25 protein-coding genes and 1 tRNA gene are annotated in these 22,376 nt (G+C 64.6%); 11 read left to right on the forward strand and 15 right to left on the reverse strand.

Going from position 1 to position 22,376, the window contains the following annotated elements; all coding sequences use genetic code 11:
- Positions 1-196 precede the first annotated feature (196 nt).
- From PMO31116_RS11745 to PMO31116_RS11755, 3 genes are all read left to right on the forward strand, one after another.
- Positions 197-727, forward strand: a complete 531-nt coding sequence (locus tag PMO31116_RS11745; RefSeq protein WP_150567068.1) for a cupin domain-containing protein — start codon at positions 197-199, stop codon at positions 725-727.
- Between the two features lie 72 nt (positions 728-799).
- On the forward strand, positions 800-1,420 hold the full coding sequence (locus PMO31116_RS11750; RefSeq protein WP_150566883.1) for a flavin reductase family protein: 621 nt from the start codon (positions 800-802) through the stop codon (positions 1,418-1,420).
- Positions 1,421-1,805: 385 nt separating this feature from the next.
- Positions 1,806-3,371 (forward strand): complex I subunit 4 family protein, encoded by a 1,566-nt coding sequence (locus PMO31116_RS11755; RefSeq protein ID WP_150566884.1) that lies wholly within the window; start codon positions 1,806-1,808, stop codon positions 3,369-3,371.
- 10 nt (positions 3,372-3,381) lie between these two features.
- Here the strand turns inward: PMO31116_RS11755 and PMO31116_RS11760 are convergent, their stop codons facing one another.
- From PMO31116_RS11760 to ybgC, 10 genes are all read right to left on the reverse strand, one after another.
- Complete coding sequence (locus PMO31116_RS11760) at positions 3,382-3,795, reverse strand: GtrA family protein (protein WP_150566885.1); 414 nt, start codon at positions 3,793-3,795, stop codon at positions 3,382-3,384.
- 58 nt (positions 3,796-3,853) lie between these two features.
- Positions 3,854-3,929 (reverse strand) — tRNA-Lys (locus PMO31116_RS11765).
- A 106-nt stretch (positions 3,930-4,035) separates the two neighbouring features.
- Positions 4,036-5,151 carry a YeeE/YedE family protein gene (locus PMO31116_RS11770; RefSeq protein WP_150566886.1) on the reverse strand — a complete coding sequence of 372 codons (1,116 nt, stop codon included), beginning with the start codon at positions 5,149-5,151 and terminating at the stop codon, positions 4,036-4,038.
- Between the two features lie 177 nt (positions 5,152-5,328).
- The gene (gene ybgF, locus PMO31116_RS11775; protein WP_023596830.1) at positions 5,329-6,072 is read right to left on the reverse strand and encodes a tol-pal system protein YbgF; all 744 of its coding nucleotides are present in this window, start codon (positions 6,070-6,072) and stop codon (positions 5,329-5,331) included.
- Positions 6,073-6,082: 10 nt separating this feature from the next.
- On the reverse strand, positions 6,083-6,583 hold the full coding sequence (locus tag PMO31116_RS11780) for an OmpA family protein (RefSeq protein ID WP_023596829.1): 501 nt from the start codon (positions 6,581-6,583) through the stop codon (positions 6,083-6,085).
- Between the two features lie 30 nt (positions 6,584-6,613).
- The gene (tolB, locus tag PMO31116_RS11785; protein WP_025249408.1) at positions 6,614-7,906 is read right to left on the reverse strand and encodes a Tol-Pal system beta propeller repeat protein TolB; all 1,293 of its coding nucleotides are present in this window, start codon (positions 7,904-7,906) and stop codon (positions 6,614-6,616) included.
- Positions 7,907-8,007: 101 nt separating this feature from the next.
- Positions 8,008-9,048, reverse strand: coding sequence for a cell envelope integrity protein TolA (tolA, locus tag PMO31116_RS11790; RefSeq protein ID WP_150566887.1), 1,041 nt, complete (start codon positions 9,046-9,048; stop codon positions 8,008-8,010).
- Complete coding sequence (tolR, locus tag PMO31116_RS11795; RefSeq protein ID WP_023873635.1) at positions 9,045-9,479, reverse strand: protein TolR; 435 nt, start codon at positions 9,477-9,479, stop codon at positions 9,045-9,047. Before tolR ends, tolA begins: the two co-directional genes overlap by 4 nt.
- Before the next feature lie 21 nt (positions 9,480-9,500).
- Positions 9,501-10,175 carry a protein TolQ gene (gene tolQ, locus PMO31116_RS11800; RefSeq protein ID WP_023596825.1) on the reverse strand — a complete coding sequence of 225 codons (675 nt, stop codon included), beginning with the start codon at positions 10,173-10,175 and terminating at the stop codon, positions 9,501-9,503.
- A gap of 39 nt (positions 10,176-10,214) precedes the next feature.
- Positions 10,215-10,709, reverse strand: a complete 495-nt coding sequence (gene ybgC / locus PMO31116_RS11805; protein ID WP_174971219.1) for a tol-pal system-associated acyl-CoA thioesterase — start codon at positions 10,707-10,709, stop codon at positions 10,215-10,217.
- A 290-nt stretch (positions 10,710-10,999) separates the two neighbouring features.
- Between ybgC and PMO31116_RS11810 the strand changes: the two genes are divergently transcribed.
- Together PMO31116_RS11810 and PMO31116_RS11815 are read left to right on the forward strand one after the other, a co-directional pair.
- Positions 11,000-11,908 (forward strand): NAD(P)-dependent oxidoreductase, encoded by a 909-nt coding sequence (locus tag PMO31116_RS11810; protein WP_281350152.1) that lies wholly within the window; start codon positions 11,000-11,002, stop codon positions 11,906-11,908.
- A 304-nt stretch (positions 11,909-12,212) separates the two neighbouring features.
- The gene (locus PMO31116_RS11815; RefSeq protein ID WP_150566889.1) at positions 12,213-12,971 is read left to right on the forward strand and encodes an IclR family transcriptional regulator; all 759 of its coding nucleotides are present in this window, start codon (positions 12,213-12,215) and stop codon (positions 12,969-12,971) included.
- Between the two features lie 101 nt (positions 12,972-13,072).
- Here the strand turns inward: PMO31116_RS11815 and PMO31116_RS11820 are convergent, their stop codons facing one another.
- The 5 genes from PMO31116_RS11820 to PMO31116_RS11840 all read right to left on the reverse strand — a co-directional run bounded on the left by PMO31116_RS11820 (position 13,073) and on the right by PMO31116_RS11840 (position 17,021).
- Positions 13,073-13,657, reverse strand: a complete 585-nt coding sequence (locus tag PMO31116_RS11820) for an SRPBCC family protein (RefSeq protein WP_150566890.1) — start codon at positions 13,655-13,657, stop codon at positions 13,073-13,075.
- A 10-nt stretch (positions 13,658-13,667) separates the two neighbouring features.
- A complete protein-coding gene (locus PMO31116_RS11825) occupies positions 13,668-14,198 on the reverse strand; it encodes a glycine cleavage system transcriptional repressor (protein ID WP_150566891.1) in 531 nt (176 codons plus the stop codon).
- A 283-nt stretch (positions 14,199-14,481) separates the two neighbouring features.
- A complete protein-coding gene (locus PMO31116_RS11830) occupies positions 14,482-15,153 on the reverse strand; it encodes a phosphoribosyltransferase (protein WP_150566892.1) in 672 nt (223 codons plus the stop codon).
- Between the two features lie 248 nt (positions 15,154-15,401).
- Positions 15,402-16,154 (reverse strand): sulfite exporter TauE/SafE family protein, encoded by a 753-nt coding sequence (locus PMO31116_RS11835; RefSeq protein ID WP_150566893.1) that lies wholly within the window; start codon positions 16,152-16,154, stop codon positions 15,402-15,404.
- 84 nt (positions 16,155-16,238) lie between these two features.
- Entirely contained in the window at positions 16,239-17,021 is a 783-nt protein-coding gene (locus PMO31116_RS11840; protein ID WP_150566894.1) for a phosphatase PAP2 family protein, read from the reverse strand.
- A gap of 355 nt (positions 17,022-17,376) precedes the next feature.
- Between PMO31116_RS11840 and PMO31116_RS11850 the strand changes: the two genes are divergently transcribed.
- From PMO31116_RS11850 to PMO31116_RS11870, 6 genes are all read left to right on the forward strand, one after another.
- Positions 17,377-18,999: a restriction endonuclease gene (locus PMO31116_RS11850; protein ID WP_150566895.1), complete on the forward strand. Its 1,623-nt coding sequence runs from the start codon at positions 17,377-17,379 to the stop codon at positions 18,997-18,999.
- 108 nt (positions 19,000-19,107) lie between these two features.
- Positions 19,108-19,623 (forward strand): YjjA family protein, encoded by a 516-nt coding sequence (locus tag PMO31116_RS11855; RefSeq protein ID WP_425494789.1) that lies wholly within the window; start codon positions 19,108-19,110, stop codon positions 19,621-19,623.
- Positions 19,624-19,859: 236 nt separating this feature from the next.
- Complete coding sequence (locus PMO31116_RS11860; protein WP_150566896.1) at positions 19,860-20,504, forward strand: FMN-binding negative transcriptional regulator; 645 nt, start codon at positions 19,860-19,862, stop codon at positions 20,502-20,504.
- 146 nt (positions 20,505-20,650) lie between these two features.
- Positions 20,651-20,809 carry a hypothetical protein gene (locus PMO31116_RS23670; protein WP_174971222.1) on the forward strand — a complete coding sequence of 53 codons (159 nt, stop codon included), beginning with the start codon at positions 20,651-20,653 and terminating at the stop codon, positions 20,807-20,809.
- A 51-nt stretch (positions 20,810-20,860) separates the two neighbouring features.
- The gene (locus PMO31116_RS11865) at positions 20,861-21,784 is read left to right on the forward strand and encodes a DNA/RNA non-specific endonuclease (RefSeq protein WP_246185260.1); all 924 of its coding nucleotides are present in this window, start codon (positions 20,861-20,863) and stop codon (positions 21,782-21,784) included.
- A gap of 94 nt (positions 21,785-21,878) precedes the next feature.
- Complete coding sequence (locus PMO31116_RS11870) at positions 21,879-22,187, forward strand: hypothetical protein (protein ID WP_150566897.1); 309 nt, start codon at positions 21,879-21,881, stop codon at positions 22,185-22,187.
- The last annotated feature ends 189 nt before the right edge of the window (positions 22,188-22,376 follow it).

Below are 22,376 nucleotides of genomic sequence, written 5' to 3' on the forward strand. Positions count from 1 at the left end.
ATGTCGTCACGCCACACGCGAGGATCCACGGCGCTTTGCGGACGGGAGCGATTCCCCATGGGGAAGCAAGGTCGTTTTGCCTGTCGGAATGATTGTTTTGCTTGGTAATTCTTTTGGTATCTGCACGGCGGGGGGGGCGCGCGCCGATGCGGTATCGTGTGAGGCATTCGTCCGCCCCGTCGATCAGGAACCCGATATGCCGTCAGCCGCCGAACTCGTCACGTCGCTAGGGCTGCAGCCCCACCCCGAAGGTGGCCATTATCGCGAGACATATCGCGCCGCGGACATCCTGCCGCAAACAGTCCTTGCGCCAGGTTTTGCCGGGGCACGCAACATTTCCACGGCGATTCTCTATCTGCTCGAAGCCGGGGATTTCTCCGCGTTTCATCGCATCCGCAGCGACGAGGTCTGGCATTTTCATCTCGGCGGCACGTTGTTGATTCACGAGATCGACGCAAGCGGCATGCTCGCTACAACCCGGCTCGGGCATGACGTCGCGGGCGGGGAGCGGGTCCAGCATGTGGTGCCCGCCGGCCATTGGTTCGCCGCGGAGCCTGCGCCGTCGACCGGATTTGCGCTCGTTGGTTGCACCGTGGCGCCGGGCTTTGCCTTCGAGGACTTCGAGATGGCCGACGCGGCGGCGCTCGCCGCGCGATGGCCCATGCATCGCGAACTGCTCAGGCGGCTCGGGCGTACGGCGCCCGGCGTCCGGTATGGAGCGGACTGATCGCCGTGTCACGCGAGTCGACGGAGTGCGCTAGCATCTCCGGTAACGCTTCCTTCCCGGTTTTGTCGCCTCATGTCCAACGACGTTCATTTCTACGACCCCGCCAAGGGCCACGGCCTGTCTCACGATCCGTTCAAGGCGATTGTCGCGCCGCGCGTGATCGGCTGGATTTCCAGCCACGACGCGCAAGGCCGCGTCAACCTCGCGCCGTACAGCTTCTTCGGCGCGTTCGCGACCTTCCCGCCGATCATCGGCTTTTGCAGCGAAGGCTTCAAGGACTCCATCGCCAATATCGAGGCGACGCGCGAGTTCGTCTGGAATTTCACCAGCAAGTCGCTCGTCGCACAGATGAATCGTACGTCCGCACCGGTGCCGCATGACGTCGACGAGTTCGAGCTGGCCGGGCTGACCAAGGCGCCCGGCGTGAACGTCGGCGTGCCGCACGTAGCCGAGTCGCCGGCATCGCTCGAATGCAAACTGTTGCAGATCGTGCGGCTGCAGGGACTCGACGGCAAGCCGATGGACAACTGGCTCGCCCTCGGGCAGGTGGTCGGTGTGCACATCCGGCGCGAGTTCCTGCGCGAGGACGGCACGTTCGATACCGCGAAGGCGCATCCGGTCATGCGCGCGGGCTATCTCGGCGACTATGCCGAGATCGGCCCGATGTTCGATCTGCGCCGACCGAAGGCCTGACGCGGCAGCATTGTCGTCGAATTCCGCAATGTGTCGTTGACGCATCCGATGCGTCGTCAAAGCGACGCCGTCGTCGGCGCGGGCGCGTGCGTCGCCATGCGCTGGCACGCGGGTACGTTGCGTGGTTCGCCGTCGCCGACCGTCCGGTCGGCCGAACGGAGCGCAATCATTTGTAAAATTTGCTGCGGTGCAAAATCTATTTGAGGCGCGTATGCTGGCGACCTTCGTTGACGCCGCCGCGCCTGGCGTCCCCTCCCGCCGGCATTGATTTGCCTTGATTTGCGCGCCTTGCCGCCGGCACGGCGTGCGGGGGAGGTTCGCGCCTGGCTGCGACGGTTTTGCCCCTTGGCATCCGGTATTTGTTGCAGTCCATCAGGTCTCCCCAATGTTTCCCATTCTGTCGCTTCTCATCTGGCTTCCCATTGCGGCCGGCGCCCTCGTCATGCTGCTGGGACGAGATCGTCATCCCGATGTCGTGCGCTGGGCGTCGCTCGCTGCTGCCGTGGCGTCGGCAGCCCCCATTCTGCCGCTGGTCCATGGATTCCGTACCGGTGTGTCGAGCCTTCAGTTTGTCGAACGTTTTCGCTGGATCGACTCGTTCGATGCGTCCTGGCACGTCGGGGTCGATGGGATCTCGCTTTGGATGGTGGCGCTGACCGGCGTGACGACCGTGATCGTGGTGCTCGCGTCGTGGCGCGCGGTGACCACGCGCATGAGCGCGTACTTTGGTAGCTTTCTCGTGCTCTCCGGGTTGATGCAGGGTGTGTTCGCCGCGCAGGATGGCATGCTGTTCTTCGTCTTCTTCGAAGCCACGCTGCTGCCGATGTATCTGCTCATCGGTGTGTATGGGCGCGCCAATCGTACGCGCGCCGCCGTGAAGTTCTTCTTTTTCTCGCTGACCGGCTCGTTGATGATGCTGCTCTCGATGCTCTATCTGTACATGCGCACGCAGAGTTTCGACATCGCGCGATGGCAGACCCTGCAGTTGCCGCTGGCGGTGCAGGTGCTGCTATTCATCGGCTTTCTCGGTGCGTTTTCCGTCAAGATGCCGATGTGGCCGGTGCACACCTGGCTGCCCGAGGTGCATCTGGACGGGCCCACCGGTGCGGCTGTCATGCTGGGCATGCTGAAGCTGGGTGGTTACGGCCTGCTGCGCTTCAATCTGCCGCTGCTGCCCGACGCGAGTCATTTCCTCGCGCCGGTCATGGTCGTGCTGTCGCTCATTGCCGTCATCTATGCGAGCCTGGTGGCGCTGGTGCAAACCGATCTGCGCAAGCTGCTCGCGTATTCGGCGGTCGCACACATGGGCTTGGTCACGCTCGGTCTGTTCCTGTTTTCGGAGATGGGCACCGATGGCGCCGTCATGCAGATGATTTCGTATGGCATCGTCTCGGGGGCCATGCTGTTGTGCACCGGCATGTTGTACGACCGCACGGGAAGCGCCTCGATCGACGCGTATGGGGGAGTGGCAGCCACGATGCCGCGATTTGCCGCGTTCGCGATGCTGTTCTCGATGGCGAATGTCGGGATGCCGGGCACGTCAGGCTTCGTGGGCGAATTCCTCGTATTGATGGGCGCGGTCAAGGCCAATTTCTGGATCGGTGCGCTAGCCTCGCTGACCTTGGTGTTGAGTGCCGCCTACACGCTCGGGATGTACAAGCGCGTGATTTTCGGTCGCGTGGGTAACGCGCGGGTGGCGTCGCTCGGAGACGTGAGCCGCCGCGAGTTCGCGCTGCTGGCCGCCATGGCGGCGATGGTGCTGGCGATCGGCCTCGACCCCAAGCCCCTCACCGACGGCATCGATGCCACGGCCATCCAGGTGGTCCAGGACATCGAGCAGCACCGGCTTCCCGCGAGCGATCCGGCGAGCCCGGACATGGCGGGGCGTCGCCAGGGTGAGACGTCAGGGCATGCCGCGTTCGCCGTGAAGACAGCAACTCAGGCCGGTTGAGACGCGCTGTTCAGTGCGAACGTCCGCCGCGAAGCAGGTGTCGGGAGAGGGCGAAAGTGATGGGAATGGTCAGGCAGACAACGAGGATGGGGGCGACATAGGCCGACACGTTCAAGTGATCGACGAGGACGTACATCATCACGATTCCCATCACATACTGGACGAGGTACACGAAGGGAAAGCGGAGCAGGCCGGTCAGCGACATCTTCACGCGGAAGACGAATTGTGCGTTCAGCCAATACGAAAATATGACGCTTAGCGCAAACGCGGTGGTGTAGGCCAGCCGGTACTCGATAAGTCTGAGGGATAGCGCATACGCAGCGTAGAAGAACGCGGTATTGGACGCGCCGACGAGCAGGAAGCGGACGAACTCGCGTCCAATGAGCTTCTGCCACCAGGAATCGTGTCGGCTTGCCGATTTCATCAGATTGGCCTGCTGAACAAAAAAGGGGTTGCGATGTCTCGCAACCCCTTTCGTATTCTGGTAGGCCGTGCAGGATTCGAACCTGCGACCAACGGATTAAAAGTCCGCTGCTCTACCAACTGAGCTAACGACCCAACGAAGAAAAAGATTATAGCGTTGCGGGTTTTATAGTGTCAATAGCGGTGTGACGCGAATATGTCCGTTTCGCCGCCATTTCCCGCGTGCATGCGCGAATTTCGCTCAAACGCTGCGCTCAATTCGCCACATCTGGTACTTGAACGCGCAGACGCCGCCCGCCAGAATCGCCGCCATGGCGATAAACGAGCCCAGCGCCAACGTCGATACGCCCGACAATCCCTGGCCCACCGTGCAGCCCAGCGCCGTCACGCCTCCGAAACCCATCAGCACGCCGCCCACCATGTGATTCGCCGTGTCCTCGGTGCCCTGAAATCCTTCCCAGCGGAAATTGCGCGAGACCACGGCGTAAGCGAACGACCCCGCAATCACGCCAAGCACGCTGGCGATGCCCAGCGTGATCACGTTGCTCGTGTCGCTCCACAGCATCAGCCAATACATGGTGTACGCCAGCGGCGAGACGAACGACAGCGCTTCCATCTTGCCTGAGTTGGTCGCCACGAAGCTCTCTTCGAGCGTGTTCGGATTCTCGGCCACATAGCCGATCTTTCCCGAGACATACCAGAGCGCCACGATGATCGCACCGACGACCACGCCGCCAAGCAGATTGTCCACGGTCCAGAAGTCGCGTCGCGCCAGGGCAGCGATCACGAACGCGCCGCCGATTGCCAGGCCCAGCACCAACTGCGCGAGATGCAGGTCGCCACCGAACAGGCCGCCGAGCAAGGTCGGCAGATCCTGCGAATTGGCGAACGTCGTTTGCACACTGTCGAGCGCGGCGACACGAAAAACGGCGAACAAGCCCTTCAGGGTCATGTAGGCGGACAAGCCGATCATCACGAATACGAGCAACGATTTGAGATTGCCGCCGCCAATGCGCACCAGCGTCTTGCTGCCGCAGCCCGAGGCCAGCACCATGCCAAAACCGAACAACCACCCACCGACCAGATACGAAAGCCAGGTGAAGCGCGGCGTGGTGTAGATCGCCTTGATCGGATCGACGATGCCTTGCGAAGCAAGCACGCCGGTGCCAATGGTCGCCACGCCAATGGCCAGCCACCACATGCGCATGCGATTCCAGTCGCCGATGTTGACGATGTCGGAGAGCGCGCCCATCGTGCAGAAGTGCGTGCGCTGCAACACGGCACCGAAGATGAAGGCAAGGCCAAAGGTGAGCCACACAACCGTGTGGGAGAGGGCGGTGAGATCAACGTCGGTCATGAGGCGAGAGGACGATAGCGGCCGTGACCGGCCGTTCTTGGAAAGTCCGTATTCTACGCGAGGTGCGCAGGTCTCCCGCAATCGCGGAAAACGACAACGCCGCCCAAAGGCGGCGTTGTGCGTTTGACGAGTGACCTCACACGGACGGCTGGTTCGCGCAGCCTTCCGCGGGGCGTTCTACTTCAGCTTGGCCGCGCGCTTCTTGGCCTCCGCTGCCGATTCGGTGTCCGGGTACTTGGCCACCAATTCCGCCAGCGTCTTTTTCGCTGCCGCAGTCTGCCCGGATTCCGCCTGGTTGCTGGCGATCGCCAGCATGGCCTCGGCGGCCTTCGGGCTCGTCGGGTACTTCGTCACGATCCCTTGCAGCGTCGCGGTCGAACCCTTCAGATCCTTGTTGGCGTACTGCGCATTGCCAAGCCAGAACAGGGCTTCGGGTTGATACGGGCTGTCAGGATACTTCGCCGAGAAGGTCCGGAATGCCGTTTGCGCACCCTTGTAGTCACCATTGCGGAATTTCGTCAGGGCGGCGTCGAATACATCCTTCTCGCCCGGTTGGACGGTGCCGGTAACGCCGCCGACGGTCATCTGCTGCGGTTCGAATTTCTTCAGGCGACCGTCGAGGTCGGTGTAGAAATCCTTTTGACTCTGTTGCAGGTTAGCAAGCTGGTTTTTCAGATCTTCGTTCTGACCGCGCTGGTCGGCCAGATCACGCTGCAACTGCTGGATCTGATTGTTCAAATCCAGCACGTTGCGCGTGAGACCATCGATCCGCTGCTTGTCCGAATCCAGACGGCTGCGGATATCGAGGATCGCTTTGCGCGCCTCGTCGTCATCGAACAATCCGGCATGCGCCAGCGGGCTCAGCACCGCAGTGCCGAGCGTCGCCGCGCAGATGATGTTTTTAAGCAAACGAGACGTCATGACGATTCAATCAATAAGCCAGGTCGACGCGACGATCCTGGGCCCAGGTGGCCTCGTCCGTACCCGTCGCCTTTTCCTTGCCCAGCGACACGGCTTCCATCTGGCTCGTGTTGGCGCCCAGTGCCGACATCGACTTCAGCACCGCTTCGGCACGACGCTGGCCGAGGGCCAGGTTGTACTCGCTCGTGCCGCGCGGGTCGGTGTTGCCCTGGAGCAGCACGTGACGTTGCGAGTACTTGGCCAGGAACTGTGCGTGCGCCTGGAGCAGCGGGGTGTATTGCGGATCGACAGTGTACGAATCGAAGCCGAAGTACACGCTGCGCTTGGCGAGCGGGCCGTTCGGGTTGTTCAGTTCGTCAGCCGATGCGTCGACGGGGGCGACAGCGCGGGCGTCGGTCGTGGTCTGACCCTTGTTGGCGTTAGCCTGGTCGTCGAGTTTCACGCCCGACGAGCAAGCGGCCAGAGCGGCCAGCGAAGAGATGGCGAGGATGTTACGAAGCAGGGAACTCATATGAGCCTCCAATTGATGTTGCTGTTGATGTTATTGCATAAAGGGGCCCCAGGAGGGTTCGCGAACTTCCCCTCCCCGGACCTGAAGAATCTGCCGGGTTTGCCCGTCCACCGAGACTGCTGCGAGGACCTTGCGGCCCCCTGACTGCGTTGCATAAAGAATGTACTTGCCGTTCGCGGCAAAACTCGGTGACTCGTCGTGGCTGGTGTCGGTCAGAGCCGTAACATCGCCAGTACTCATATCCTGCACGCACAGCTTGAATGCGCCGCCCTGACGCGCGATGAACGCGAGCAACTTGCCGTCGGGACTGATTCGCGGGCTGACGTTGTAACTCCCCTTGAAGGTGACGCGCTGCGCGCCGCCTGCACTTTCGCCGCCGGCCGGCATCTTGTAGATTTGCGGACCACCGCCACGATCGCTCGTGAAGTAGATCCATTTGCCGTCCGGGGAATACTGCGGTTCGGTGTCGATCGCGCTGCTGCGCGAAAGACGCTTGAGGCCGCCGCCATTGGCGTTGACCTGATAGATCTGCGTGTTGCCGTCGCGCGAGAGGGCCACGGCGAGCTTGGTGCCATCCGGCGACCATGCCGGTGCCGAGTTGTTGCCCTTCTCGTTGGCGAGCACCGCACGACGACCTGTCGGCAGATCGTGGATGTACACGACCGGCTTGCGCTTCTCGAACGACACGTAGGCGACCTTCGTGCCGTCCGGCGACCACGCCGGCGAGATGATCGGCTCACGGCTGTTGAGCGCCACGCGGGCGTCCTGACCGTCGGAATCCGAAATCTGCAACTGGTAGTTCGGGCCGTTGTGCAGCACATACGACAGACGTGTGGCAAAGACGCCCCGATCGCCCAGCAGCTTCTGGTAGATGTAGTCGGCGATCTTGTGCGCGGTCAGGCGCAGGTTCGCCTGCGACGACGTGAGGGCCAGGCCGCCTAGCGGTTGACCGTTCACTGCGTCGTACAGACGGAAGCTGACCTGATAGTTGCCATTGCCTTGCGGAACGATGGTGCCGGAGACGAAGGCGTTGGCGCCCTTGGCGCGCCAGGTACCGAGATCGACCGAATCGTCGACGCCGACGGCTGCGCCACCGGTGTCGATCTGATTGAAACGACCGCTGTTGCTCAGGTCGGCCTTGACGACGGACACGATGTCCGTCGGCGCGCTGCCCTTGAAGTTCGACACGGCAATCGGATACCGGTTGGTTCCGACGCCAGTGATGTCGACGGTAAGCGGTGTCTGCGCATGGGCGATCGTGCAAGCCGCGGTGAGCCAGGTGGCCACCAGCGCACGCCATGCATATTGACTGGAAATTCGCATGCGTTCGATTGATCAGTTACGCGGTGCAAGCGCCATTTTTACCACATTCGGATGAAAATGGACTTGCATCGCTCGGTTTTCGTTCCCGTTTGACAACAGCCTTAGCCTTTTGGACTAAAGCGCAGGTTGACGCTCGGGGGCGCTTTGCCGTTGGTGTCGCGCGGCAGAGGGTCGGACTTGGTGATGGCGGCCTGCACGGCGGCATCCCAGGCCGGGTTGCCGCTCGACTTGACCAACTGCATCGAAAGTACGCTGCCGTCCGGAGCGAGGCGTACTGCAACGACGGCCGTGGGATTGCCCTCGGTGTCGCCGCCATAAGCGATGTTCGGCTTGACCTTGGCCCGTACCCGGTCGGCGTACCCGGCGGATGCCGTGCCACCGGCCCCGGAGCCGGTGCCGCCGGCCTGCGAGCCCAGCCCGTTGCCGTGCGCGCCCGGCGTGCCGCCAGCCATGCCGCGAAGCGAAGCCAGACGTTCGGCGCGTGCCGCATCGGCTGCCTTCTGGGCCGCCGCTTCCTTCGCGGCCTTGGCCTTGGCGGCCTTGTCTTCCGCGGCCTTCTTCTCGGCATCCGCCTTTTTCTGCGCTTCCGCCAACTGCTGTTGCTTCAGTTGTTCCGCCTTCTTCGCATCTTCTTCCTTCTGGCGCTTCAACTCATCGGCCTTTTTCTGGTCGGCCAGCTTCTGCTGACGCGCCGCTTCGTCGGCGGCGGCCTTCTTGCGCGCGAGTTCCGCAGCCGCCTGTTGCTCGGCGAGCTGCTTTTGCTTGAGCGCTTTCTGACGCGCCTTTTCCTGCTGGGCTTCGAGCAGGCGAGCTTGTTCCGCAGCCTGCTGCTCCTGCTTGCGTTTCTTCTGCTGCAGGGCGATATCGGCGTCTTCGGCCGGTGGCGTGGGCGCGGCCACGGCCGGCGGCGCGGGCGTGGGAGCGGGCGTCACGACGGGCGGTGTGGGCTCAGCCACTTCGGCGGGCGTCCAAAGTTCGGCTTCGGACCCGGCCGGGGAACTGTTCTGCCAGCGCATGCCATAGAAGAGCAGCGCGAACAGCAGCGCGTGCATGAGCAGCGCAAGGAGGAATGCCCGACCCGTGCCGCGCTCATCCTTGCGCGGGCCAATGGGACGGTCGGAACGGGCTACGGTGCGGCTCATTTCTGCTTGACGAGCAGGCCCACGCGCTTGACGCCCTGGGCCTTGAGATCGGACATCACGTTCATGACGATTTCATAGCGCACCGACTTGTCGGCGGCGATGACGACCGGCTGATCCGGGTTCGCGGCCTGACGGCCTTGCAGGAAACCGGTCAGATCGCCCCCGCTCATGCGCTGCTCGATGGTGTTCTCGCCATCCTTGTAGCGCACCAGCATGCGGTTGTCGGCTTCGATATTGACGACGACCGGCGGCGTCTGCTGCTGCGGGCTCGCGTTGGCGACGCTCGGCAGATTGACGATCGATGGCGCCACCAGCGGGGCGGCCACCATGAAGATGACGAGCAGCACCAACATCACGTCGATGTAAGGCACGACGTTGATGTCCGCCATGGCGCGACGGCCGCGGCGAGCGTTGCGCATAGAACCTGCCATGTCTCGGCGCTCCCGGAGTGCTTAGTGAATCTGCCGTTGCAGGATGTTGGAGAACTCTTCGATGAAGCTTTCGAAGCGGATCGACAGCCGGTCGATGTCGGTGGCGAAGCGGTTGTAGGCAACCACGGCAGGGATAGCGGCGAACAGACCGATGGCCGTGGCCACCAGCGCTTCCGCAATGCCCGGCGCCACATTGGCGAGCGTGGCTTGTTGCACGTTCGACAGGCCGCGGAAAGCGTTCATGATACCCCACACGGTACCGAACAAACCAATGTATGGGCTCACCGAACCGACCGAGGCGAGGAACGGCAGGTTGGCTTCGAGCGAGTCCATTTCACGTTGATAGCAGGCGCGCATGGCACGGCGCGCGCCGTCCAGAATTGCGTGCGGATCGTTGAGGCCTTTCTCGCTCGCCTTGATGTATTCGCGCATGCCCGATTCGAAGATGCGCTCGAGGGCGCCCGTCTGGTGGCGATTGTTCAGCGCGCTCTGGTAGAGGGCCTGCAGATCGCCGCCCGACCAGAAATCGCGCTCGAAGCGTTCGGTCTGGGTGCGTGCGCGGCGGATCGCGAAGATCTTGCGGAAGATGTGCGTCCACGAGAGCAGCGAGAGTAACAGCAGCAGGCCCATGACAGCCTGGGCGAGCACGCTGGCATGCATGACCAGCGAAATGATGGAAAGGTCTTGATCGGGCATGGTGTGGTTATTGAATGACCGGAATTCTTGTCATTGACGTCAGGCGGCTGCCGGCCGCGGGGCGTCGCCTGGCTCCTGGGCGGCCTCGGCCTGCGCCGCGTTGGCGGCCGCTTGCATGGCGACCCGCACGTGCGCCGGAATCTTGCCCGGACGCAGGGTGTCCGCGCGCACGCAGCCAATTTTGATGCTGCCGCGCGCCAACAGTTCGCTGCCGCCGTCGGGGGCGTCGCGCCAGGCTTCCTGAAGGAAGTCGACCGAGGCGCCTCCGAGGCGTTCGATGCGGCTTTTGATGACGACGAGATCGTCGAGTCGGGCGGGGCTCAGGTAGTCGAGTGCCGTGGCGCGCACAATGAACATCATGCCGGTATTGCGGGCCAGTTCGAGTTGCTCGATACCAAGCGAACGGAGCCACTCGGTGCGGGCCCGTTCAAAGAATTTCAGATAGTTGGCGTAGAAGACGACGCCGCCGGCGTCCGCGTCCTCGTAGTAAACGCGAATTGACCAACAAGTATCAAAATCAGCCATGCCGCGCATTGTATCGGAACCGGGCACCAACGCCAGTCACGGAAACAGAATTTTTCAAACGGAAACGATCGGGCATTGTTTACGAATGATTATTGGAAGACAGCCGGCGCACCACTATGGGGCGAATTCGCGCGAATGCCCCGTGTGGCGGGGGATTGCGCTGGCGCCCGAACCCGGCCCGTCTCTATAATGATGTCTCGCAAGCCCCCTGTATTTCAGACGGGACCCCCTGGGTGTGCCAGGCGCCATCGGCACCCCGTTCGGTCTCTCATCAAGATTCCACCTGCGAGGCCCTCGAATTGACTTCCCCCTCATCGCAAGCATCCTCCCTGCGCATCGCGTTTCTCGGTCTGGGCGTGATGGGTTACCCCATGGCCGGTCACCTGCAACGCGCGGGGCATCAGGTCACGGTCTATAACCGCACGGCCGCCAAGGCGCAGCAATGGGCCAAGGAATATGGCGGCGCTCACGCGGCAACGCCGGCCGAGGCGGCTCGCAATGCCGACATCGTGGCCGCCTGTGTCGGCAACGACGACGACTTGCGCAGCATCGTGCTCGGCGAGCACGGGGCGTTTGCCGGCATGAAGGCCGATGCGGTCTTCGTCGACCACACCACGGCGTCGGCCGACGTGGCGCGCGAACTCCATGCCGTGGCGCGCGAGCAGGGCCTGCACTTTGTCGATGCGCCCGTCTCGGGCGGCGAGGCCGGCGCGAAGAACGGCGTGCTCACGATCATGTGCGGTGGCGACGTGGCCGCCTTCGATCGTGTCGCGGGTACGCTTTCCGCGTATGGCCGTGCCGTCACGCGCATCGGCGACGCCGGCGCGGGCCAACTGGCGAAGATGGTCAACCAGATCTGTATTGCCGGCCTCGTGCAAGGATTGTCCGAGGCGATCCACTTCGGTCAGCGCGCCGGGCTCGACATGCCGCTCGTGCTCGACGTCATCAACAAGGGCGCCGCGGCCAGTTGGCAGATGGACAATCGCGGCCAGACGATGATCGACGGCAAGTTCGATTACGGCTTTGCCGTCGACTGGATGCGCAAGGATCTCGGGTTGTGTCTGGCCGAGGCGCAACGCGCCGGCGTGTCGCTGCCGGTTACGGCGCTCGTCGACCAGTTCTACGGGGATGTGCAGGCGCTGGGCGGCTCGCGCTGGGATACGTCGAGCCTGATCCACCGGCTGCGCGTGCTCGCCGGCAAGCCCTGACAGACGGCCGGCGGACGCCGCCGGATGCGGTTGCGAGGACCGGAACGCCCGATGGCATTCCGGTCCTCTTGTTTTGTATCTTGTATTCCGAATATCTCCGGGTTTGTCTCGAATCGTCAGCTTGGAAGAATGGCACTAGAATGCGGAAAACGGGACGTCGCGGTGCGACGGCACGACGGCGCGACAGCCTGATGCGGTTGGCAACGGGTTGCACGACGGCGTGTCGCGCCAGGGCAGAAGGGGGAGACCGCCGCGAGCGATAACGACCTAAAACACAACTCGACCCCGAGAGCCAAGTACCGACATGAGCAATCAGTCGAACGCCGCGGCCGTCCGCGCATTTCGCATTCTTGAAATTCTCAGTGCCTCCGGTGCGCCGATGACCCTGGCGGAGATCGTTGCCGCCATTGGTCTGCCGAAACAGACGGTGCACCGCATTCTCAAACAGCTCGAAGCCGCATGGCTCGTGACCCGCGAGGCCGGCAGCCGTCATTACGAGCCATCGTCGCGCGTGCGGGCAATGGCCGTCAACGCGCTCATGCATGTGGGGCCGGCGGCGGCGCGCCACGGTATTCTGCAACAGCTGGTCGACAAATTCGGCGAGACCTGCAACCTGTCGATGCTCTCGGGCGACGACCTGGTGTACCTCGACCGGATCGAGACGGACTGGTCGCGTCAGCTCAAACTCTCGCCGGGCTCGCGCGTGCCGCTGCATTGCACCGCGAGCGGCAAGTTGCTGCTTGCGTTCTTGCCGCGCGCGCGTCGCGAGAAGCTCATCGCGCACCTGCCGTTGCGCCCGCGGGCGGAAAACACCATCACCGACCTGGAAGACCTGCGCGAGGAGTTGACCGAGACGCGAAAGCGTCGCGTGGGCACCAACAACGAGGAGCATGTGCCGGGCATGATCGCGGTGGCCGTGCCGGTGATGCTCGACCGTAACCGCGCCTGTGCGGCCATCGCCGTACAGGCCAGCGCGCAGCACTGCACACTGGAAAAGTTGATGACGTTCCTGCCCGATCTTCAGGCGGCGGCGGACAAAATGTCGGCGACGTTCAACGAGTAGTCGCGCACTAGACCACGCCAACTACGCCTCGCGCGCCGGACGGCGTCTCCGGTCTCACGCCGCCGCCAGCCATTGCCGTCGCTGAAGCGGGGCCCTTGGTGCTATTGCGCGGGTACGCCGCTTGCGGCTACGGGCATCGACGCTGCCGCCGGAATGGCCGGCGCGAGCGTGGCGAAGATCTGCTCGAGTTGGCGGGCGCCTTGCTTCGACTCGGCGCGCACGCGCGGGCCGATGAAGATAGGGTCGAGGATCAGGAACAGCAGGTTCGGCGTGCGATAGACGAAGTCGCGTTCGAAGCGCGTGCCCGTACCGTCGGGGGTGAGCGTGTAGCGAACCTCTCCCGCGGGGCGCCGGTTGACCTCACCTTCGATGCGCCACGTGTACGGCGGTCTGGCATCGACGACCGTCCAGTGCAGGATGCCGTGGCGACCTGCAAGCCGAAACTCCTCGGCGACTTTTTCGCCCAGTTTGAGCGGATGATCCGTGGTGCCTTGCACGGCGAGCGATGCCGGATGCCATTTCGGCCAGTTGGCGGGGGTGGTCGCGAAGTCGTAGACGACCTGCGGCGGGGCGCGCAGCGTCACGGTGTTCGTGACATGCGTCTGGCGCTCGAAGGGCAGGGGCAGCAGCGAAAGCAGCGCGAGGATGGCAACGGCCGCGAGGACGAACAGGAAGGCTCGCTTCATCGGCGCGCGCTCACGCACCGGCAGGTGAATCGAGTTCGACGTCGACCATCAGGTCGTCGGCAAGGCTCTCCAGTGTCTCGCGCAGCGATGCCGTACTGACCGAGGCCGGCACATGCAGCCGGGCGGTTGCGCGAAACAGGGTGCCACCCGACATCGATCCCTCGACGCACTCGGTGACGAGTTCGTCGATGCTCACCCCCCGCGCGAAAAGCACGTGCGAAATCTCCTTCACGATACCCGGATGGTCCTGGCCCACGAGGTCGAGCTGGAGCGTGCGCGCGGCCGGGTCGGCGGCGGCGCTTTGCGCCGGCGTGACGGAAATCTTCAGGCCATGTGTTTCCAGCGCGTGCAGTGCGTGCGTGAGCGAGGCGATGTTGTCGTCGGGGACTTGCAGGTGGATGATGCCGGCGAACTGGCCCGCCAGATTGGCGAGGCGGCTATCGAGCCAGTTGGCGCCGGCGGCGGTGGCGCGATCGGCGATGGCATTGACCAGACCCGGGCGGTCGGGGCCGATTACGTTGAGAATCAGGGACGTCGTCATCACAGGCTCCGTCGAAACTGAGGCGGCAGGAAGCGGCAAGAAGCGGCAAGAAGCAGCAAGAAGCAGAATGAGGCGGTCGGCGGGCGGCGCAGACAGCATGCCGGCCGTCCACCGAGGTACCGGGGTATCGCCTGGCGCCGACGTCGCACGGCAGGCTCAAGTGTAGTGCAATCGCGGGGGATGCCGCTACGCCCGGGCGTCAGCGGGGCTGGCGCGCAAGTGCGCGCGCCGGAGCACAGGCGCCTCGGCGCTGCCGTGCCTCGGGAGGGCATTTCGCCAACGCCTAGGGGCGATCGGCTGCCATCGCCAGCAGGGCGATGACGGTTGCATCGTCGGTCTCGACGAAGTCGTTGTACGCCGCGCTCACGGTGTGGAAGGGGTGCGGTGTCTCGAGACACACGACGGCATCGGCCAGCGTCGACAGACGTGCGATGGCGTCGCGCGCCGCGACGGGTGCGCAGGCGATCAGCGGCGTGGCGCCAAGACGCCGCACTGCACGCAGCGCGGCGATCATCGTCGCACCGGTGGCAATGCCGTCGTCGACCACCACGACCGGCCGATCCTGCACATGCGGCGCGCCGCGCCCGGGGGTGTAAGCCTGTCGCCGCTGCTGGATGCGCGCGCGTTGACGCGCGGTTTCGTGCGAGAGATACGTGCCGGTAGCCCCCAGGGCGAGGGCGTGCTCGGCAAGGAAGATGCCGCCGAACTCGTCGACGGCGCCCACGGCAAGCTCCGCCTGATGGGGCGCGCGAAGCTTGTGCGCGAGCAGCACATCGAGCGTGCCGTTCAGTTGACGGGCAATGGGCAGGGCCACGGGCACGCCGCCGCGGGGAATGGCGAGCACCAGCGGCGGGGCGCAGCGCGCGAGCAACGCATGCGAGGCGAGGACTTCGGCCAGCGCGTTGCCTGGGGCGGCACGATCAGGGAACGCGGCAGCGGCGGACAAGGAGGTCATGGCGGATGACGGGCGCTAACCCGGTGCGGGGCGACGGGCGATTTCAGCATCGTAACGCCGGACATGCACGCTCGTTTGGCGCGTGTACCGCGGTGCGCGCTTGCCATGAGTCTGTCATGCTCCAGCCATGCCGGTCGGACACATGCGGGGCGTGGTTGCCGCGCGACGGCGGTGCGCTGTCAGCGCGCCATCGACGGTGATCGGCGGCTATGTGGTGCGAGGGTGAGCGGCCGTCATGCGACGCACGACTACCGGGCGAGCAGCTCCGGCACGGTGCCCACGAGCAGCGTGACACCGGAGCAGGCAAGCAGCGCGAGCACCATGCGCCTGAAGGCGTGGTCGGAGAGAAACCGGTAGGCCCAGGCGCCTGCGAGCGTCGGCAGGATCATCGACGGTACGGCGATGGCGAACACATGCAGCGTTTGCGTCGTGATCACGCCTTGCGCGACGTACAGAGTGATGGTGAGCGTGTGCATGGCGATAAAGAAGAGCTGCATGACCGCGCGCTGCATGTCCTTGTCCCAGCCGCGCAATGTACACCACAGCGTGGGCACCACCCCCACCAGTCCGCCAATGCCGCCCATCACGCCGCCGATGAAGCCCACGACGCCATCCGCGGCTCGCCCACCGTGCCGAAGGCGAGGCAGACGTGCCGCCAGCAACAGAATCGAGCAATAGATGACGAGCACGGTGCCGATGCCCGCGCGAAACCAGACCGGGTCGAGGTAGCGCAGAATCCACACGCCGACCGGCACGCCCACGAGTCCGCACAGAACGAACGGCGCGAGCCGCTCGAGCGGCACGGCGCGACGCACGGCGCGAAGCCCCAGCAACTGACCCACGAGCGAACAGAAGGCGGCAAGCGGGCCGGCGACCGTCGGAGGAAGCGCCCACGCCCAGAAGGAGAGCGCGACGAGGCTGAACGCAAAGCCGGACAGGCCTTGGACGAAGCCGGCCACGCAGGCGCCGGCGACAAGGGGAAGCAACAGATCGGCAGTCATGAATCGGGCAGCGCGCCATACCGGTGCGCAAGGACAATCCGTCATTATGCGGGGGCGCCGTCGATTCACGAAAGCGAGTTTCCCTCACCGCGCCGTCCATCGCTCCCACGCCGTCACGAACGCGGTACCAACCGCGATCCCCAGCGCTGCGCCGGCGAGCGCGTCGCTGGTCCAGTGATAAGCGGCGGCGATCTGTCCGAATGCGGTGAGCGCGACGGCGATCGCGCAGGGCCAGCGCAGTGCACGATGGCGCAGGGAGAGTACCGTCGCGAATGCGAGCATCACGCTCAGATGGCCCGACGGGAACGATGCGTAAGCCGAACCGTCGCCGGCGAAGAATCGAAAGGCAAACACGCCGTCGTGAAGATACGAGGGATTGTCGTGAATCCAGGTGGCCGGCCAAGTCCTGCCAAACACGAATTTCAGTGCCTGCTTGAGCAGACTGGCGACGCCCACCGCGCCGCCGGCGAGCCAGACGGTGGTTGCCCACGCGGGCAGGGGGCCGCGCCACATCTGCATCGCCCCCAGGATGGCGAACGTCGGCCAGGCGAGCACGAACAGGATCGAGGGCAGTTCGGCGACGTGCTGGATCCACGGTGTGCCCTGGGTATGGAGATGCGCGAAATCCACGACCGGCCGGTCGATCCAGGCGATGGCCGCCATCGCAAGTGCGAGGCATGCCAGCGCGATGACCCATGCCGCACGGCGCATGGCCGCATCGATCGCCCCGGGCGTCCCGGTCATGTCGGGGACGTCGGGCGTATCGGGCGTATCGGGCATGTCGGGCGTGTCGGGCATGCCGGGAGCGGGATTGGCCGCGCGCAATGGTGGCGTTGCCGGCCGATGGGCGGAATGAGGTTCGTTCATGTTGCGATGGACCGGGAGAGGCGGTGAGCTTGCGCGATGGCCGTGGCGATTTGATGACGATCAGAGCGTGTCTGTTGCCGCTGTGTCATGTTGTGTCGGTTGCATCGGTTGCATCGGTTGCATCGGTTGCATCGGTTGCATCGGGGGCATCGGGTGCATTGGGGCTGGCGGAAAATCCCGGAAAGATTTCTTTGCGAGTTCAGGGGGCATCGTCCTACAATCGTCCCCTACGTAAATATCAGATTTTGCCGGTCGGGAAGGAACGCCGGCACAAGGCCCCGACATAAAAATCCACCGTTCGGGGCGTGGCACTTGGCCGGATAGAACAATACCTATATCGCATGCGGGGGCAGTAGTGAACCGGGGATTCGAGAGCAACATCGATCGTCTGGCGCGGGAATTCTGGCGCGCCGCACACACGCGTGAGCAACAGTATGCGCAGTCGCAGGCACGCTCGCTGGCGGAGGTCCGCGCCCTGGAACAGGCCCAGCGCGCCGCCGACGACGCGCCGACGACCGATCCGGCCGCCCGCGAGAAATTGCAGGTTGCCCTGCGGCAGGCCGAAGCGGCGGCATTGGGCGCGCGCGCAAAATTTGAAATCGCGCGACTGGAGCGACTGCTTGCCGATGGCCTTGCGCGGGATTTGCGCATCCCGCCTGCTGACCTGCGCGCCCGCAATACGCCGCCGGTCCTCGATACGCGGCACCTTCCCAAGATTCTGGCCAAGCCCGAGTGGGAAACGTTCGCGCCCGAGAAGCCAGGGCGTCTCGCGTTGGCCATGCCCGGCGCAGCGAGTCGGTACGAGCAGGCCGTCGCCAAGGCGCGCAGCGAATTCGTGCACGCGGAGCGCGAGTACGAGGCGTCGAAAATCCGTCGCACCCAGGGCTCGATGATTCTCCAGATCGCGCAGCAGAAAGCGACCGAAGCGGCGCGCGTGGAGAGCGCGCGTCACAACGCGGCGGTGGCCGACTTCGAAGGCGCGCTGCTGCGCGGCGAAGCAGCGGCGGTCACCCGTTACGCGCGCATCGTGCTCAGCCGAAGCCCGTATCCCGAAGCCTTTCGTCAAACGCTGGCGGCGCATTTCGTCGAGAACCACAAGCTGCTCGCCATCGGTTACGACGTGCCTTCACTCGACGAGGCCGTGCCCGTCGCCCTCGAATATCGGTACAACGTCGCCGAGGCGGTCATACACGGTTTGCCCGCCGGCGAAGCGATTCGCGCCAAGGCGTATGGCGAGGCGTTGCGCCAGATCGTGCTGCGCTCGCTGCACGAGCTCTTCTCGGCCGATCCGCTGCGCACTGTAAACGCGATCGTTTTCAATGCCTACGCCAGCGATGGCGAGAACCGCGTATGCCTGGCGAGCGTGCATGCGGCGCGTAACGATTTCGCGGCACTCGCGCTGGGCGAAGGCGACGCGGCAACGCATCTGGCCAAACTGGGGGCGCGTGTGTCGGCGCGCCCGGAAGCGTTGGAGGCTGTCGCGCCGGTCGCGGGCGTCGACATGACGCAGGTCGTCACCGACGAAGATGTCGCGGTGGACCGGCGCTTCAATCTGATGACGCTCCCGGACAAGGACTTCACCCAGGTGATGTTCCACCTGCTGCGCTCGCACGGGTTCGAAGGGCCGCCGCTGCTGCCGGGCGAGGAGCCAGGCATGCTCACTTGCCGTGCGTGGGACCCGCATCCGATTTTCGGCGGCGATGTCGTCGTTCGCATCTACCGGGAGATGGACCCGGCGGCGCGCCTGACGCTGGCGGCTGCGCGGGCCATCCTCGCCGAAATGCAGCAGATCGGTGCCGCGCGCGGCATGCTGATCACGACCGGCAACTTCGACGAGGGCGTTGAGGAGTTTGCACGCGATCGTCGCATCGAGTTGCTGGCGGGCCATCACCTGGTCTTCCTGCTCAAGGAGTACGCCGGCGTTGACGCCAGCGTGAGCTTGCCGCAGACCGCCGACACGTTCGCCGCGCTGGCATAGTCGCGAGCCGCGGCGCGTGATATTCGCGCCGGCGGGCGAGGCGCCCGGCCGACGGCCTGCTATAGTGAGTCGACCTGACCCCACGTCATTCACCTCACGGAGGAGCGTATGTCGCGAAGCACGAAACGTTCGGCAAATGCAAGCTTCAAGGGATGGTCGAAGCTCGGCGCGGTGAGCGCGGGCGTCGCACTGGCGTTGACCCTCGGGGCGCCGATGCAGGCGCGGGCCCAGCTCGACATGCTCAGGAACGCCGTGGGCGGCGGCAACTCGGGCGGAGGCAACACCAGTGGTCTTGCCGGTGGCCTTGGCGGCCTGGCATCGCCCGGGTCGCTGACCTCGGGCAGCATCGGCAACGCGACCGGCGTGCTGCAGTTCTGTATCAAGAACAATTATCTCAGCGGCGCGAACCTCGGTTCGGCCACCGACGTGAAAGACAAGCTCCTCGGCAAGATCGGCACGCAGTCGGGCTCGCCCGAGGCGAGTCCAGGTTACCTCGACGGCGCGAAAGGCCTGTTGTCGTCGCCCGACGGCAAGACGGTCGACCTGAACGGCGGCGGCCTCAAAGAGCAACTCACGCGTCAGGTGTGCGACAAGATCCTGAGCCAGGCGAAGTCGTTCCTCTAACACCTCCCACGCCGCTCCCGTCGCTCGAGCGGCTCGCGCCGCAGTGGCGCAGTGGCGCAGGCGCGCCGGCCGGCATCCGTCGTGCCCTGCGGCGCGGCGCCTTGTTTTCGCGCCGCGATGCCGCCGGACATTTTCGTGGCATCAAAAAAATCATCGATATTGGGTCTTTGCCACGGGCCACGCACGGCCGTACGCTATCCGGCATTCCTTCCCCGCCGTCTTGTCCGGAGTCATCGATGTACCAGCCCGCCGCCTTCAACGAGGATCGCCCCGAGGTCCTGTACGAACTCATTCGTCAATATCCGCTCGGCTTGCTGGCGAGTGCCGGTTCGCACGGACTGATGGCCGATTCGATCCCGTTTCTGGTGTATCCGGATGAAGGCGAGGCAGGTGTCTTGCGCGCTCACCTGGCGCGCGCGAATCCGCACGTGGCCGCACTGCGCGAGGCGAGCGACTGTCTGGTTGCCTTCACCGGACCACAGGGGTACATCACGCCGTCGTGGTATGCGGCCAAGGCCGAGCACGGCAAGGTGGTACCCACCTGGAACTATGCGGCCGTACACATTCAGGGGCCGCCGCGCGTGATCGACGACACTGCCTGGTTGCGAAACCTCGTGGGCGATCTCACGCAGTTGCAGGAGCATGGGCGCGCGGCGCCATGGGCGGTCGATGACGCGCCGGCCGATTTCATCGACGGCATGCTGCGCGCCATCATCGGTGTGGAGATTCCGATTCGCCGCATCGAGGGCAAATTCAAGATGTCGCAGAATCGTGCGATGCCCGATCGTGTCGGCGTGGTTCGGGGCCTGCGCGCCGAGACCGTGCCGAACGAACCGCTCGCGGCGCTCGTCGCCTTACGTGGCGACGTCCCCGACGCCTGACGCCGATCGACGATGCGGCGCGAGCCTCTCGCGCGAAGGCTCGCTGCGCATCGGCGGTAACGAAACGAAACAATTTCGCGGTGCGCGCGACAGTCTGCCTGATGAAGCGAGCGCATACAATGCGGCAACCCGACCCGGATGCCGCCATGAAAACGCTGCTTCTCATGCTCGCCCTGACGCTGTGCCTGCTTTTTCTCGAACAGGCCTGGCTGCCTAGCGCGCAAGCGGACGAGTGTGGCAACCTCGGCCCCACCCAGACCCTGCAATGCGCTGCCTATGGTGCGGGAAGTGTGGCCCCCGAATAGCCGTTCATCCGCTACAATCGCACCCCCTCAAGTCATACCCCAAGCAGTGCGATGAAGCAGTCTCGTTGGACGGTCACCGCAGTGCGCGCAGGCGAACTGCGCGCGATGGCCGGGCAGTTGGCAGTGTCCCTTGCCACGCTTTTCTGCGTCGCCGCCGTCGCGGTGACACCCATGTCGGCGCTCGCGGCCCCCTCGGCTTGCAGCGATCATTACTGGTCGGGCGCCGCGCCCGACATCACCCAGGCCGCGCTGGCGCGCGGTGCGCGCGAAGTGTGCTTCGGGGCCTTCGGGGTCATGCACTCGGGCGTAACGCGCACGCCGCTCTGGTCGGCCGAGCACCTCACGCGCGCGGGACTGAGCGACGCACGCCAAATTTCGCGAGTGAACAACTTCCACGCCGAATCGCGCCTGCCCGCGAGCGAGCGCGCCGAGCTGCGCGATTACGTGCGCTCAGGCTATGACCGGGGCCACATGGCGCCGTCGGCGGACATGCCGGACGCGCAGACGCAGTCCGAGAGCTTCTCCCTGGCGAACATGGTGCCGCAGAACAGCGAGAACAATCGCTACCTTTGGGCCGGCATCGAATCGAGCGTGCGCAAGCTGGCGCAGGATCGCGGTGAGCTTTACGTGATCACCGGGCCCCTCTTCAAGGGAAAGACGATCACGCAAGTCGGTGATCGCGTGATGGTGCCCACGCAGTTGTACAAGGTCGTCTACGATCCGAAGCGAAAGCAGGCGGGAGCCTATCTTGTCGCGAACGAGGCGACAGGCGACTATTCGGTCGTGAGCGTGGCCGAACTCGAGAAGATTGCCGGTATCGACTTTTTCCCGGGCATGGCGGCAGACGTAAAGGCGACTGCCATGACGTTGCCCAGGCCGAAGGCCGTCGGCGGCAAGCGCAAGCGCGATCCGGAGGTGCCGTCGTACCGCGAAGTGCAGACGGTGCTCGATTTCCTGCGTACGATCATCCGCTAAGCACTGCCGTGGCCGACTCCCCAACGCCGGCCCGTCTCGGGTCGGGTTCCGGGCAGCTCGATAACCTTTCTCCCAACGATTCAGGAGCCCCCCAATGTCCGCATCGTCCCCCGCCGACCCGTCGTCCACGCAGCCAGTCTCCGATGGTGCCTTCGTCCCATTCGCCAACGAGTCCGACGCGCTCACGCTCGGCGAACTGAACGTCGAAAACCACACGGACCACATTGCCCTTTTCGGCAACCTGGAGATCCGTCGCGACGCCGAAGGCCTGCGCCAGGCCCAGGCGCTCAAGGCCGTGTTCGACGCCGTCGTGGCAGCGCTCGCCACCGCCGAGCCGGGGGCGTCGACGCCGGCCACGGCCGGCACGACGGCGCGACAGGTCAAGAACCCGTTCGAATCCTGATCGGAAGGGTCAGGGGGCATCGCGGCCCCCGGATTTACCCCAGATTTGTCGCAAAACAAAAAAATCGATGTTGCGCCGCACGAAGCGATCGCTGCCGCTTCGCGCCATCGTTTCCCCGTGCCGCGCACTCGCATGGTCTCGCCCGGTCGCACCCACGGCAACGGTCCCGCTGTCGCACCCCGAAAAATC

The sequence above is a fragment of the Pandoraea morbifera genome (genome assembly GCF_902459575.1).
Lineage (GTDB): Bacteria > Pseudomonadota > Gammaproteobacteria > Burkholderiales > Burkholderiaceae > Pandoraea > Pandoraea morbifera.

What these genes read in the sequence shown, in the direction of transcription:
- ybgC (WP_174971219.1), bottom strand. Translation starts at nt 10,709, where the DNA reads ATGCGCGGCATGGCTGATTTTGATACTTGTTGGTCAATTCGCGTTTAC.
- tolR (WP_023873635.1), bottom strand. Translation starts at nt 9,479, where the DNA reads ATGGCAGGTTCTATGCGCAACGCTCGCCGCGGCCGTCGCGCCATGGCG.
- PMO31116_RS11860 (WP_150566896.1), top strand. Translation starts at nt 19,860, where the DNA reads ATGTACCAGCCCGCCGCCTTCAACGAGGATCGCCCCGAGGTCCTGTAC.
- tolA (WP_150566887.1), bottom strand. Translation starts at nt 9,048, where the DNA reads ATGAGCCGCACCGTAGCCCGTTCCGACCGTCCCATTGGCCCGCGCAAG.
- PMO31116_RS11780 (WP_023596829.1), bottom strand. Translation starts at nt 6,583, where the DNA reads ATGAGTTCCCTGCTTCGTAACATCCTCGCCATCTCTTCGCTGGCCGCT.
- PMO31116_RS11745 (WP_150567068.1), top strand. Translation starts at nt 197, where the DNA reads ATGCCGTCAGCCGCCGAACTCGTCACGTCGCTAGGGCTGCAGCCCCAC.
- PMO31116_RS11840 (WP_150566894.1), bottom strand. Translation starts at nt 17,021, where the DNA reads ATGAACGAACCTCATTCCGCCCATCGGCCGGCAACGCCACCATTGCGC.
- PMO31116_RS11855 (WP_425494789.1), top strand. Translation starts at nt 19,108, where the DNA reads ATGTCGCGAAGCACGAAACGTTCGGCAAATGCAAGCTTCAAGGGATGG.
- PMO31116_RS11870 (WP_150566897.1), top strand. Translation starts at nt 21,879, where the DNA reads ATGTCCGCATCGTCCCCCGCCGACCCGTCGTCCACGCAGCCAGTCTCC.
- ybgF (WP_023596830.1), bottom strand. Translation starts at nt 6,072, where the DNA reads ATGACGTCTCGTTTGCTTAAAAACATCATCTGCGCGGCGACGCTCGGC.
- PMO31116_RS11835 (WP_150566893.1), bottom strand. Translation starts at nt 16,154, where the DNA reads ATGACTGCCGATCTGTTGCTTCCCCTTGTCGCCGGCGCCTGCGTGGCC.
- PMO31116_RS23670 (WP_174971222.1), top strand. Translation starts at nt 20,651, where the DNA reads ATGAAAACGCTGCTTCTCATGCTCGCCCTGACGCTGTGCCTGCTTTTT.
- PMO31116_RS11770 (WP_150566886.1), bottom strand. Translation starts at nt 5,151, where the DNA reads ATGACCGACGTTGATCTCACCGCCCTCTCCCACACGGTTGTGTGGCTC.
- PMO31116_RS11825 (WP_150566891.1), bottom strand. Translation starts at nt 14,198, where the DNA reads ATGACGACGTCCCTGATTCTCAACGTAATCGGCCCCGACCGCCCGGGT.
- PMO31116_RS11820 (WP_150566890.1), bottom strand. Translation starts at nt 13,657, where the DNA reads ATGAAGCGAGCCTTCCTGTTCGTCCTCGCGGCCGTTGCCATCCTCGCG.
- PMO31116_RS11760 (WP_150566885.1), bottom strand. Translation starts at nt 3,795, where the DNA reads ATGAAATCGGCAAGCCGACACGATTCCTGGTGGCAGAAGCTCATTGGA.
- PMO31116_RS11750 (WP_150566883.1), top strand. Translation starts at nt 800, where the DNA reads ATGTCCAACGACGTTCATTTCTACGACCCCGCCAAGGGCCACGGCCTG.
- PMO31116_RS11830 (WP_150566892.1), bottom strand. Translation starts at nt 15,153, where the DNA reads ATGACCTCCTTGTCCGCCGCTGCCGCGTTCCCTGATCGTGCCGCCCCA.
- PMO31116_RS11865 (WP_246185260.1), top strand. Translation starts at nt 20,861, where the DNA reads ATGAAGCAGTCTCGTTGGACGGTCACCGCAGTGCGCGCAGGCGAACTG.
- tolQ (WP_023596825.1), bottom strand. Translation starts at nt 10,175, where the DNA reads ATGCCCGATCAAGACCTTTCCATCATTTCGCTGGTCATGCATGCCAGC.
- PMO31116_RS11755 (WP_150566884.1), top strand. Translation starts at nt 1,806, where the DNA reads ATGTTTCCCATTCTGTCGCTTCTCATCTGGCTTCCCATTGCGGCCGGC.
- PMO31116_RS11815 (WP_150566889.1), top strand. Translation starts at nt 12,213, where the DNA reads ATGAGCAATCAGTCGAACGCCGCGGCCGTCCGCGCATTTCGCATTCTT.
- tolB (WP_025249408.1), bottom strand. Translation starts at nt 7,906, where the DNA reads ATGCGAATTTCCAGTCAATATGCATGGCGTGCGCTGGTGGCCACCTGG.